We start from the raw sequence: 12,298 nt of genomic DNA on the forward strand, positions 1-12,298 counted from the left end.
GATGTTTTATGTGCAACGCGATGCACAAGGCCTGCTGGTGCGCGTAGAAGCCACCGCCTACGCCGACGCCACCGAGACCTTGCCGGCCGACAACCACGAGATCCAGGACTGGTTCGCCAACCAGGCGGTGGAAAACAGCCTCAAGCAACTCAAGCAGAGCGACCTGGAGATGATCCGGGTACTCGATGACTTGATCCAGGTGCTGACCAGCAAAGGCGTCATCCGCGTCACCGACCTGCCACCGGCGGCCCAGGCCAAGCTGATGGACCGCACCCAGGCCCGGGAAGCCCTGGGCGGGTTGAGCCGGTTGATCGATGATGATGAGAAGGGGTTGATCTAGGCTACCACTGGGCGGACACCCGCTTGAGCAGCACACCAAACCCTGTGGCGAGGGGATTTATCCCCGCTGGGCTGCGCAGCAGCCCTAAACACCAGCCACCTCGGTGTATCAGGCAGTTCACCTTTAAGCATCTGGGGCTGCTACGCAGCCCAGCGGGGATAAATCCCCTCGCCACAGGTTTTGGGTTGTCTGGGCTGACGCCTTCGCGAGCAGGCTCGCTCCCACAGTTGATTGGTGTTGATCTCGATATTCGGTTCGACACAGATCCAATGTGGGAGCGAGCCTGCTCGCGATGGCAATGGTCAATCCATCGCAGGCCTGTCAGCCCGCCGCTTGAACCTCCAGCCGATCCATCGCCCGCTCTACCAACAAATGCACCCCATCGGCCATTCGGCTGATCGCCAGGATCACGCTGCGGCGTGAGCCGTCGACGTCATCGGCCAGATCGGCGGCGATGGCGCTGATGGACAGCAGGTCTTCGGAGGCATTGGCCAGGAGGGTTTCGGTGTCGATGTCCGGGGAGACCATGAAGAGCTGGGCGGTCTGGTTTTTTCCCGAGGCTTCATCGGTGGGTTTGGGATTGAGGTAGTAGTCGAGGACGCGTTCGGCGGCTTCGTCGATTTTTTTGGATTTCGAGGATTTTTCAGAGCCGTTGCCAGGGCTTCCTGGCGGATTTGGTGTGACCTTGAACATGAGAAATACCCTAAACAGTAATTAGTTGGGAACCGTCACCGTTCGCTTGCACGCGAATTAGGGTGGCGGCCGTACGCAGGTGTGCAAGACCGGGCCTGTTTAGGACACCCAGCAGATCCAAGGATCTCCTGCGTGCAGCCGCCATAAAGCCAGTGGGCAGAAGAAAGCCCCTAAGCGATGTAGCGTCGCATCCTAAACAGTTTCTTCGGACTTGCACGTCCGTGTCACCGTTTTTTCAGTGACAAACCCAGACTAGCCACGAGGCTGACGCCGGACAAGTTCACCAAGTTCGCCACAACTCGAAGGAAATCTCCTAGGACGTTACTTTTAGAGGGGGTGTATATCCGTTTTTGCGGTAACGGCCACTTAGGGTTCCGCCCTGACGGCGGGTCACTTTCGAAAAGCGCGAAAGTAACCAAAGCGCTTCTGCCCCACCACTTGGTGCCTCGCTTAGGCTCGGCATGCCCTCACTCCGGCATTGCTCCGTGGGCCGCCGCGAAGGGCCATCCATGGCCCAGCGCGGCTACCTCGGCATCCATGCCGAGGTGCCCACTGCGCAATGCCTGCGTTCGGCCAGCGTGGTTAATGGGGCGTCCGAGATCAACGTCCTCCCCGAGGCGGCCTAATAGCCGACCTGGTTCTTTATGGGGACCGCGTTTCTTCTGTGGGAGCGGCCGATAAATCCAGCATCCATGTGACTGAACCACCGCTATCGCGAGCAAGCTCGCTCCCACAATGGGATCGGAGTACGACAGGGAGAGCCAGATCGGCTGTCAGGCCGCCTCGCGAGCAAGCTTTGCTCCCACAGGTCCTGCTCAAACATATCTGACGGGTGTACGACCGGGAGAGCCAGGTCGGCTATAAGGCCGCCTCGCTTTTGCTTTTGATCTGGAGGCCCCGTTAACCACGCTGGCCGAACGCAGGCATTGTGGAGTGGGCATCCCGGCATGGATGCCGGGATAGCCGCGCTGGGCCATGGATGGCCCTTCGCGGCGGGCCCACGGAGCAATGCCGGAGTGAGGGCATGCCGAGCCCTAGCGAGGCACCGAGTGGTGGGGCAAGCCTTTTTTGCTTACTTTTTTTGGCGTTTGAAAAAAAGTGAGCCGCCGTCAGGGCGGAACCCTAAGCAGCCGTTACCGCAGCAATGGATATGTACTCGATCAAAAGCCTCACCCCCAACGCTTAGGCTCTCCAACCAGTTGCCCCTGAACCCCAAACAACCCCATCTCCCGAATCACCGCCAACTCCCCCTCCGTCTCAACCCGCTCAGCAATCAACGGCAGGTCAATACTGTGAGCCGCCCGCTGAATCGCCTCGATGAACAGACGCTTATCGCTCTCCTGATCAATCGCACGGATATAACTGCCATCGATCTTCAGGTAAGCCAACCCCAACCGCGATAAGTTGCCAATCATGCTGAACCGCCCACCAAAACGCTGCAGGCTCAGGGAAAAACCAAGCTCACGCAGATGCCGAGTCAACTGCTCCAGTACCGCTTGCTCCGGCAGTTGCTCTTCACCAATCTCCAGGGTCAAGCGCGGCCCAAGGTTGGAATGCGCCCGCAGGATCTCAAAGACCTTATTCAGCGCCTGCGGATCGGCCAAGGTCGCCGAGGACAGGTTCAACGCCAGGGATTGTTCATGCCCGGCCATTTGCTTGAGCACCTGTTCGAGCATCAAGCGGTCCAGGCGCGCGGTCCAGCCAAAGCGTTCCAACCAAGGCAGGAAGCGCCCGGCGGGGATGGTCTGGCCCTGCTCGTCCAACAGCCGCGACAGCACTTTGTAATGCAGCACCACCTGGGTGTCCTGGGCAGCCACCACCGGCTGGAAGTACAACTCGAAGCGCTGATGACTCAAAGCCTGGTCGAGCAACGTGTGCCAGGCATGGTGATCGTCGCCGACGCTCGCCGAGGCACTGTGGTCCAGGCAGGCCCACCCCGGTTCGCCCTGGCTTTCGGCCTGGGCCAGGGCCTGGTCGCCGAGCTGGAGCACCGCTTGCGGCGAGTCGCCATGGACGAACGGCGCCAGCCCGATGGAGGCTACCGACGCCACGTCCGTCGCGCCGGTGGCGTGCAGGCTCGCCAACGCGGCTTCAAGGTTCTGCGCCAGTTGCAATGCTTCCTCACGCACCAGCCCGGGTGCCAACACCGCGAACTCGCCGCCGCGAATACGCGTGACCAGGTTGAGGGTTTCCGGATACCGCGCACATTCACGCTGCAATTGCTCGCCCACGGCCTTAAGCAACTGGTCGGTGCGCTGCCCACCCAGCCGCTGGTTCAACCCGGCCAGGTCCTTGACCCGCAACAACAGCAGATAACCGGAGCTGGCCTGCTCCGGGTTGCTCACCCGGGCATTGAGCTGCATTTCGAAATAACGCCGGTTGGCCAGGCCCGTGAGGTTGTCCTGGTAGGACTCGACCCGCAGTTTCTCGCTGCGTTCGGCCTGCTCCTGGAACAGCGCCTTGAGCTTCTCGACCATCTGGTTCATCGCCTGCACCACGCGACGCAATTCAGGGGTACGCGGCAATTCCGGCAGGCTCAAGAACTCACGACGGGCAATAGCATGGGATTGGTGCACCATGTAATCCAGCGGCTTGAGCTGGCGACGCAGCAGCAAGGCCCCCAGCACCGCGCTCACGGCGCCACACAGCAACAGCCAGCCCAGGCTGCCCAAGGCGCTCTGCCACAGCTTGGCGAGGGCGAACATCGGGTGGCTGATCACCTCGACCCGCGCCGCCTGCTCCCAGCCGCGGCTGACGATGGCATCGCCACCGGCCGGTTCCAGGCCGATCAGCTTGACGAACCATTGCGGCACGCTGCCGGCGTCCGGCGTGCCGGTGCGCTCGACCAGGGTCTTGTCGGTGGCCACGTCGACCACGCGGATGGTCGCGTAGTAGCCGCTGTCGAAGATCGAGCTGACCATCAACTCCACCATCGCCGGGTCGTCGATGTTCGGTGTCAACGACAGCGCCAGCGCCGTGGCCGCGTCCTGGGCGTGGGAGCGCAACTGGTTGACGTACTGGGCCCGCGAGCTCTCCAGGCTGACCATGAAGCTGCCGCTGAAGGCAACCACCAGGAACAGACAGATAGCGATCAACAGCTGTTTGAACAAGGACATCTGAGCGCGCGCTCCTAGTTAGTCGTCTCGACCGGGAAACCTTCGGCCTGCATTTTTTTCAACACATCCTGCCACCGGGACAGGCGCTTGGTGTCACCCACTTTCTTGTTGCCCTTGGCGCCCGGCAGCCACAGCCCTTCGGCATTGAAAGAGTAGACCGGGAGCAAGTCGGTTCGCTGGCTGGCCGGCTGGATACCGTCGATCAGGCTGTCGAGTACCAGTGGCATCGCCTCGGGCGTGGCGTAATAGGTGAGCACCATGTGCGCACGGTTCTGCCGCAAGGCCTTGACGTAGGTGATGCGCAGCTTGTCACTGGACACCCCGAGATGGCGCAGGCTGAAATACTTGGCGATGGCGTAGTCTTCGCAATCGCCGGCGCCCTTCCATAAAGCCTGGATCGGCGTTTCCCAATAATCGACTTCACGCCACAGGTCGATATCTTCCACGTAGCGCACCTGTTTGTTGAAAAACAGGTTCACCACCTTGAGCTGTTCCAGTTCCGGGATCTGTTTCTGGGTCGCCAGCAATTGCTGCCACGCGTCGATCCGTTGCTGCCCTTCGCCCAAGGGGCCATATAACGCTTGCGCCCGCCGGCTGATCTGCGCAAAGTCCCAGTCGGCCCGCAGACCGCCCAGCATCAGGCCGGCCAGCAACAATGCCGAACACAGCCAGCGCAAGGACCTGAGGACAGGGAACGGTGCAGCCAAGGGAAATACGTCCGATAAGGGTCGTTGGAAATTCGTTGGATGGTGACGCCTGGCCCACTAAAAGACAATGGCAAGGTGCAATCACCGCAGGCAGACTAAACTTTAGTTCAGGAACCTCCGGTCGAGAGACTTTGACGGTTCACCAACCTGTAACTACCGTGTGCCTGGATCCAATTTTTACTACCAATCAGGGTGCGTTGTCGTGACACAGAAGCCCAAACCGCTCAGCACTATCCAGATCAACGGTCCCATTCCCGCTGACCAGGCACGCTCGATCATTGAAGAATCTCTGCGCGAGGCCATCCTCGATGGACGCCTGCCGTGCGGGACCGCCCTGCGCCAGCAGGAACTGGCCGACCTGTTCGGCGTGAGCCGCATGCCGGTACGCGAGGCGTTGCGCCAGCTCGAAGCGCAGTCGCTGCTCAATGTGGTTCAGCACAAGGGCGCCGTCGTGGCGCCATTGATCACCAACAATGCGGTAGAAACCTACGCCCTGCGTTCGGTCCTGGAGTCTTTCGCCTTGCGCCTGTCCATCCCGCTGCTCGATGACAGCGACCTGGCACTGGCCGCCCAGTACATCGAACAGCTGGAAACGGAAACCAATCACGCCGAGATCGGCAAGCTCAACCGGCTGTTCCACATGTCGCTGTATCACAAGGCGCCCAACGGCAAGCTGCTGGACCTGATCGAGCGCGAGCTCAATGAAGAAGAGCGCTTCCTGCGCTTTCATCTGTCGTCCATGGGACTGGGCAAGTTGAGCCAGGACGATCATCGCGCGCTGCTCGACGCCGCGCGGGCCAAAGACATCGATAAAGCGATCGTATTGCTGGAACTGCACCTGGAAAAAGCCTCTGTCACCATGCGCAGGTACCTGGAACAGCCGTCGAAGCCTTGATCTCACGTCGGCGCTCGGTCCGGCGTAAAAATTTCTTACATATCCTTCCGATTCACTTGCCGCCAGCGCGGCACGGCCTCGCCGTGGCCGCGACTCGTCGCCCCATCAGTTCAATGGCACTGCCATCGATTTGGGCTCACTCTTGCGCTTGTCGATTCAAAACAGACCTGAAGAAGTCAACGCCTGGCTAAGGCCAGACGAATCGAAGCCAATACGCAAGGAGCGTCGTCCAACCGGCGGGATGATCGGAAGTCCGACCGACGTCCTGCCCATAACATAAAACCTCTTAACTCCCCGATCCCTGAAGTGCTCCGAGTGAGGCATTCACTCGAACTATTCGATTCTGATCTCGCTAAATCGGAAGGAGCCTCTTCGCGCCAATAAAACTTATATAAAAAGTTTTAAAGAGCCTCTTCACGCCCAATAAAAAGCCAACTTTAAATAATTAAAAAAACACTTGCCGCCTACTTGTTACCTGTATTAATTTTTTATTCGCCGCGTTACTGGCGGCCCTTTCGACTTGCACCAAGCTCAGCAAATACAGGCATAAGAAGCCGACATAACGATTAAAAGAGAATACTTAAGCCACTTTGGCAATTCATGGATTCCGGTTCAGGCACCCGCTCGCCCTAATTAAATAACGAGCCGCCTTCCGGACAAAACATCATTGATGAGGACGTTCCAATGCAGCCATCCAAAGAACAACTATCTCTGAAAAAGCAGGAACTTGGTCAACACCCGGTTTTTTCCGAGATTACATCAATCGATCTGTTACGCCGTTTTATGGAAAGCCATGTCTTTGCCGTCTGGGACTTCATGTCGCTGACCAAGCGACTGCAACGCGAACTCACCTGTGTCCAGTTGCCTTGGCTGCCGCCAGCCGATCCCCACGCGGCCCGCTTGATCAATGAGATCGTGCTGGGGGAGGAGTCGGATGACCGCCCTGGCGCCGGCTATTGCAGCCATTTCGAACTGTACCTGGACGCCATGCGGGAAATCGGCGCCGATACCCGCGCAATCGAGCAGTTCATCACCCTGCAGCAGGAAGGCGTCAGCCCAGAGACCGCGCTGGACAGTGTCGAAGTCGAGCCGGCGGCGGCGCGGTTCGTCCGCCAGACCCTGCACACCGCCCTGCACGCCCCGGCCCACAGCGTGGCCGCCGCGTTTGTACATGGTCGCGAGAGTGTCATCCCGCAGATGTTCCAGCGCATGCTCGACGCCTGGGGCATTGGCCTGGACCAGGCACCGACCTTTCGTTACTACCTGCAACGGCACATCGAAGTCGATTCCGAAGACCACGGGCCGGCGGCAGAAAAACTCTTGGCGCGGCTGATCGATGGCGACCCGCAGCGCGAAACCGAGGTCCTGGCCGCCGCGCTCGCCGCCGTCCACAGCCGCGCGGCCTTGTGGGACGGCCTGCGCCAGAGCATGGCCCAACCGGTTGCACAGGTGACGCCATGAACGCCGTCGAATACCAATCCTTCGCCGACGCCTGGGAAAGCCGCGCCACCATCCGTACCCGGCCACGGCGCCGGGTCGAAGACGACGACAAACTGATCTTCCCCATGAGCCGCCAGCCGCTGGTGCACAGCCAGACCTTCCTCAGCCACTGCCCGCAGTTGCGCGACTTTGTGCTGGTGCAAAGCCTCTACAAGTTCATCAACGACGTGGTGATTTTCGAGACCGAACTGGTGGACCACACCGCCCGGCGCATCGCCAAGAACCGCTTCGGCATCGAATTCCCGTTCGCCTGCCGCTACGACGCGATGACCGTGGTGGTGGACGAGGATTACCACGCACTGGTGGCGATGGACTTCATGCAACAGACCATCGACATGACCGGCATCGATCCCATCCCGTTGCCTGGGCAGATCGAACTCAGCCGCGCCATACCGGCGACCCTGGCCCAGGCGCCGGAGCATTTGCTCAGCGCCGTGGAGCTGATCTGCATCGCCATTGCCGAGAACACCGTGACCAACGAAGTGGCCGCCTTCGCCCGGGACGATTCGGTCAAGGCCTCGATCAAGGGACTGATGGCCGATCACTTGCTCGACGAGGGCCGGCACTCCGGTTTCTGGACGCGACTGGTGCAGATCTACTGGCGCACCGCCCCCGAAGAGGACCGCTCGGCGATCGCGTGCCTGATGCCCGGTTTCATCGCCCAGTACCTGGCGAGCGACCTGCAGCAAGCGTTCGATTTCGAGCTGATCGCGCACCTGCCCGTCGACGAATCGGTACGCCAATCACTGCGTGAAGACGCCAGTGCGCTGGCGTATCCGATCAATCGTTTTCACCCGTTGGTGGGCAATATCACGCGTTTTTTCCGCGGCAGCTCGATGCTCGCGTCCCCCTGCGTACGCGACGCCCTCGCTGATTACCTGACCCCATGAGGACCTTTCGATGAGACGCCTCGACATTGCAGTGCCTGGCACCAGCCAGGCCATGACCGAACTGGCCCGGGAACTGGAACTGCACGGCCACGGTGTAGTGGACCTCCAATCGCCGGTCGACCTGTTGATCGACGACGGGACGACACCGCGAGCCATTGAAGCCCGTTCATACCTCCAGATCCGCGTGGCGCTACGCACGCTGCCCGGCGAGGCATTGCCGCAACCGGTGCTGGTCTTTCGCGACGGCGCGCAGCGGCTGTTGTGCCAGGACGTGATCGCGCCGCAACGCGATGGCAATGGTCAGTCCTTGCGCCTGCGTACGTTGGCAACAGTGGTCGAAACCGGCGCACGGCTGGTCAGCCAGTTCTCCCGGGACGAAAACTGCTTCGATCACTGGCCGACACTACACGCTGACGCTATCGACCAGCCCCAGCTCGGGCTCGATGCGCTGGAGCCACTGGCTTTCGAGCACGGCCTCAATCGGCCGCCGGTGCCCTGGCTGCTGGCCGCCGCCGACGTACCGGTGATGCACAGCATCGAACAGCGTCTGCTCGATGACGCGACGCAACCCGCCCTGTGGGTCGATGGGCAATTGATCGACTACAAATCCTTGCGCCGCCTGGCGCTGAGGTTGCAGCAACCGATGCTGGAAATACTGCACCGAGCAGAACATGGGAAAGGAGCTGTTGGAGAACCTGTGGGAGCAAGGCTTGCCCGCGATGAAGACACCGATGCTCTCAAACAAACCGCGTCATCGTTCATCGGGGGCAAGCCTTCCTCCCACAGGCCTTCCTCCCACAAGGTGATCGGTGTGTGCCTGCCCAAGTCCGCACACCTGTACGCGGCGATCCTGGCGGTGCTGGGTTGCGGGGCGGTGTACCTGCCGCTGGACCCGCAGCACCCGGCGCAACGTCGGCGCTTTATCCTGGAAAATGCCCAGGCGGACCTGTTGCTGCACGACGGCGACAGCGACCTCGGCGACCTCTCGGTGCCAACGCTGAATGTCCACCAACTGCCAGCGCCCAAGCCCGGCATCCCGGCTTCGCTGATCCGTCGTACGCTGGACGGCGACGAACCGGCCGTGGCGATCTACACCTCCGGCACCACCGGCCAGCCCAAAGGCGTGTTGCTCAGCCATCGCAACCTCAGCCATTTCTGTGCCTGGTACGGCGACTACGTCGGGCTGCGGCGCGACAGCCGGGCGTTGCAGTTTTCCACCATCAACTTTGACGCGTCACTCCTGGATATCCTGCCGACCTTCATCCACGGCGCCTTGCTGGTGGTGCCCAGCGAAGACCAACGCCGTGATCCGCAGCAATTGGTCGCGTTGATTCACCAGCAGCACGTCAGCCACGCCTTTCTGCCGCCTGCGCTGCTGAGCGTCATGCCCCTGGATGCACCGCTGGGCCTGGCGCACCTGATCACCGGGGGCGATGTCTGCGAGCCGTTCGTGATCGAACAGCTCGCGCCGCAATGCCGGTTCCACAACATCTACGGCCCGACTGAAACTACGGTGCTGGCGACTACGCGGCAATTCGGCGTCGGCGACAACAACCGCAACCTCGGCGTGCCCATCGCCAATGGCCGGGTGCTGATCCTGGACGAACAGTTGCAACCGGTGCCCCAAGGTGTCCCCGGCGAGTTATACATCGCCGGGCCGGGCGTCGGCCTGGGCTATCTGAACGATCCGACGCTGACCGCGACGCGTTACCTCGACCTGACGCTGCCCACCGGGCAAACGCTGCGGGCCTATCGCACCGGCGACATCGGCCAGTGGACCGACAGCGGCATCGAACTGTGTGGCCGCCGCGATAACCAGGTGAAGATCCGCGGTTTTCGGGTCGAACCCGAGGAGATCGAGCACTGCCTGCGCGATAGCCAGTTGTTTCGCCAGGTAGCGGTGGGAGTCGATGAACGGCGGCGGATCCTGGCGTTCCTGGTTCACCCCGAACAAACGCACCCCGGCGCCGCCCTCCAGGCGTTGCGCGAGCATGTGCAAAACAGCTTGCCCAGCTACATGCACCCGGCGGCCTATGTCGAATTGCCCAGCCTGCCCTACACCAGCAACGGCAAGGTCGATCGCCGGGCATTGCTCGCCATGGCGGTGCAGGTGCACGTGGACGACCAACGCCGGCAGCCGCAAAATGCCCTGGAGACACAGCTGCAGCAACTGTGGGCCGAGCTGCTTGAACTGCCGGTCAACGATATCGCCACCGACGAAAGCTTCTTCAACCTCGGCGGGCACTCGATCCTGCTGTCGCGACTGTTGCTGAGCATCCGCCAGGCGTTCGGCCGCAGCCTGTCGATCAACCGCTTCATCGAGGCGCCGACGCTGATGACCTTGGCGAAGTTGCTCGACGACCCGGAGCACAGCGGCGCATCGGTCCTCAGCCCCCAGGCGTTCATCGATGCCGAGGCGGAGCTCAACCTCGATCCGCTGCCCATCAGCCAATGCGGCGATGTGCACAAGGTGCTGGTGACCGGCGCCAACAGCTTTCTCGGCGTGCACATCGTCGAGGCGCTGCTGGCCTGGGGCGCCACCGAAGTCGCGTGCCTGGTGCGCGCCAGCGCTGAGCACAGCGCGGCCGAGCGTTTCTCCCAGGCCCTGCGGGACAATCACCTGACCCACCTGGACCTGGACCGCGTCAGCGTCTATGCCGCCGACATCACCCAACCGCAATTGGGTTTGCCCGACGACGTCTACGCCCGCATCGACCGCACCTTCGGCGCGCTGGTGCACAACGCGGCCCACGTCAACCATGTGCTCGACTACGAGTCCCTGGCGCGGGACAACGTGGAGCCGATTTTCGAGTGCCTGCGCCTGTGTGAAGGACGTAGCAAGAAAATCTTCAACTTCGTCTCCACGTTGTCCGCCTCCAGTGCCCTGGATGCCGATGGCCAGGTGCTGGAACAGCCTGCCGCCGAGACGCCGCCGATCTACATCAAGAACGGCTACAACCTGTCCAAATGGGTCGGCGAACGGATCCTGCAACGGGCCCGTGATCGCGGGGTTTGGGTCAATCTGTTCCGCCCCGGCAACATCAGCTTCAACAGCCTGACCGGGGTCTGCCAGCCCCATAAAAATCGGCTGATGCTGATGCTCAAGGGCTCGATCCAGCTCGGCCAGGTGCCGGACCTGTCCCTCAATTTCGACCTGATGCCGGTGGATTTCCTGGCCCGCTTTATCGCCTTCCACGCCAGCCGCTACCAGCCCACCCAAGCGGTGTTCAACCTGCACAACCCGCAGCCGTTGAGCTGGGACGCTTATGTGGCGTCGTTCCGCGACAGCGGCCGGGAGTTTTCCCTGGTGAGCGTCGCCGAGTGGCAACGGCAACTGGCTCGGGTCGATGCCGACAATGCGTTGTTTGGCGTGCTGGGTTTCTACCTCAACGGCTTCGAGGAAGACATCGGCGACATCTCGCTGATCAGCCACGACAACGCCCGCGCCGGCGTGCGGCAGATGGGCGCCAGCTACCCGGAAAAATCCCCGGCCCTGCTGCGGCGCGGCGCCGATTACCTCAAGGCCATCGACTTCATCTGAAACACCCTCAACCCAAAGCAAGGAGCAAGACCATGAGTGCATTTCAACCCGACACCCTGATCAAGAACCCCCACGCCTGCCAGGTCGAAACCTCGGTGGAGGTCGCGGCTGATGCGGCACGCGTCTGGAACATCGTGGGTAATTTTGGCGGCTTCGATCAATTCATCCCGGCACTGGAGCACATCGAAATGACCGGCAAGGGCGTGAGGTCCCTGCGCAAGAAATTCTTCCGCGATGGGCAGAACCTGGTGGTGGAACAGCTCAACAGCCGTGACGACCAGGCCATGCACATGACCTGGACGCTGATCTACAACACCCTGGGCATCGACAACCTGTGGGCGGCCATGCGCGTCGAACCCCTGGCGGACAACCGCTGCCGCGCCACCTGGACCATCATCGCCGACCACACCGACGCCCATACGCCATTGGGCTTCAGGGATTTCCTCCAGGGCTTCGCCGATGAGGCGATGGGGAATGTGCAGGGGATGTTCAAGTAAGCGGCAATGCCCTGTGGGAGCGGGCTTGCTCGCGAAAGCGGTGGGTCAGTTTGCAGTAATTTGACTGGACTGCCGCCATCGCGAGCAAGCTCGCTCCCACACTGAGCTGGAGTGAACCC

The 12,298-nt window shown here is 61.4% G+C and carries 10 protein-coding genes; 7 read left to right on the plus strand and 3 right to left on the minus strand.

From position 1 onward, the window contains the following. Position 1 precedes the first annotated feature (1 nt). Positions 2-340 (plus strand): tryptophan synthase subunit beta, encoded by a 339-nt coding sequence (locus AB4N80_RS04135; RefSeq protein ID WP_122566718.1) that lies wholly within the window; start codon positions 2-4, stop codon positions 338-340. 321 nt (positions 341-661) lie between these two features. Here AB4N80_RS04135 and AB4N80_RS04140 read toward each other — a convergent pair whose 3' ends face one another. Next, positions 662-1,033, minus strand: coding sequence for a DUF6124 family protein (locus AB4N80_RS04140; RefSeq protein WP_122566719.1), 372 nt, complete (start codon positions 1,031-1,033; stop codon positions 662-664). A 461-nt stretch (positions 1,034-1,494) separates the two neighbouring features. Here AB4N80_RS04140 and AB4N80_RS04145 point away from each other — a divergent pair, with 461 nt between their 5' ends. Next, on the plus strand, positions 1,495-1,659 hold the full coding sequence (locus tag AB4N80_RS04145) for a hypothetical protein (RefSeq protein WP_163006769.1): 165 nt from the start codon (positions 1,495-1,497) through the stop codon (positions 1,657-1,659). A 543-nt stretch (positions 1,660-2,202) separates the two neighbouring features. On the opposite strand, the gene lapD is transcribed toward AB4N80_RS04145, so the two are convergent. Further along, on the minus strand, positions 2,203-4,149 hold the full coding sequence (gene lapD, locus AB4N80_RS04150) for a cyclic di-GMP receptor LapD (protein WP_460080821.1): 1,947 nt from the start codon (positions 4,147-4,149) through the stop codon (positions 2,203-2,205). A 14-nt stretch (positions 4,150-4,163) separates the two neighbouring features. Then, the gene (lapG, locus tag AB4N80_RS04155) at positions 4,164-4,787 is read right to left on the minus strand and encodes a cysteine protease LapG (RefSeq protein WP_436278757.1); all 624 of its coding nucleotides are present in this window, start codon (positions 4,785-4,787) and stop codon (positions 4,164-4,166) included. Positions 4,788-5,058: 271 nt separating this feature from the next. On the opposite strand from lapG, the gene AB4N80_RS04160 reads away from it, so the two are divergent. From AB4N80_RS04160 to AB4N80_RS04180, 5 genes are all read left to right on the plus strand, one after another. Further along, positions 5,059-5,751, plus strand: a complete 693-nt coding sequence (locus AB4N80_RS04160; protein ID WP_122566722.1) for a GntR family transcriptional regulator — start codon at positions 5,059-5,061, stop codon at positions 5,749-5,751. 684 nt (positions 5,752-6,435) lie between these two features. Next, positions 6,436-7,212, plus strand: coding sequence for a DUF3050 domain-containing protein (locus AB4N80_RS04165; protein ID WP_122566723.1), 777 nt, complete (start codon positions 6,436-6,438; stop codon positions 7,210-7,212). Further along, positions 7,209-8,141: a diiron oxygenase gene (locus AB4N80_RS04170; protein ID WP_122566724.1), complete on the plus strand. Its 933-nt coding sequence runs from the start codon at positions 7,209-7,211 to the stop codon at positions 8,139-8,141. The genes AB4N80_RS04165 and AB4N80_RS04170 overlap by 4 nt, the downstream gene beginning before the upstream one ends. Positions 8,142-8,151: 10 nt before the next feature. Beyond that, a complete protein-coding gene (locus AB4N80_RS04175) occupies positions 8,152-11,682 on the plus strand; it encodes an amino acid adenylation domain-containing protein (RefSeq protein WP_460080824.1) in 3,531 nt (1,176 codons plus the stop codon). A gap of 32 nt (positions 11,683-11,714) precedes the next feature. After that, positions 11,715-12,179 (plus strand): SRPBCC family protein, encoded by a 465-nt coding sequence (locus tag AB4N80_RS04180; RefSeq protein ID WP_305482387.1) that lies wholly within the window; start codon positions 11,715-11,717, stop codon positions 12,177-12,179. Positions 12,180-12,298: the final 119 nt, after the last annotated feature.

This window comes from Pseudomonas sp. H3_A02 (assembly GCF_054671965.1).

Bases quoted from the DNA above. Each gene is read 5' to 3' on its own strand.
- AB4N80_RS04135 (WP_122566718.1), top strand. From the start codon at position 2: ATGTTTTATGTGCAACGCGATGCACAAGGCCTGCTGGTGCGCGTAGAA.
- AB4N80_RS04140 (WP_122566719.1), bottom strand. From the start codon at position 1,033: ATGTTCAAGGTCACACCAAATCCGCCAGGAAGCCCTGGCAACGGCTCT.
- AB4N80_RS04145 (WP_163006769.1), top strand. From the start codon at position 1,495: ATGCCCTCACTCCGGCATTGCTCCGTGGGCCGCCGCGAAGGGCCATCC.
- lapD (WP_460080821.1), bottom strand. From the start codon at position 4,149: ATGTCCTTGTTCAAACAGCTGTTGATCGCTATCTGTCTGTTCCTGGTG.
- lapG (WP_436278757.1), bottom strand. From the start codon at position 4,787: ATGCTGGGCGGTCTGCGGGCCGACTGGGACTTTGCGCAGATCAGCCGG.
- AB4N80_RS04165 (WP_122566723.1), top strand. From the start codon at position 6,436: ATGCAGCCATCCAAAGAACAACTATCTCTGAAAAAGCAGGAACTTGGT.
- AB4N80_RS04170 (WP_122566724.1), top strand. From the start codon at position 7,209: ATGAACGCCGTCGAATACCAATCCTTCGCCGACGCCTGGGAAAGCCGC.
- AB4N80_RS04175 (WP_460080824.1), top strand. From the start codon at position 8,152: ATGAGACGCCTCGACATTGCAGTGCCTGGCACCAGCCAGGCCATGACC.
- AB4N80_RS04180 (WP_305482387.1), top strand. From the start codon at position 11,715: ATGAGTGCATTTCAACCCGACACCCTGATCAAGAACCCCCACGCCTGC.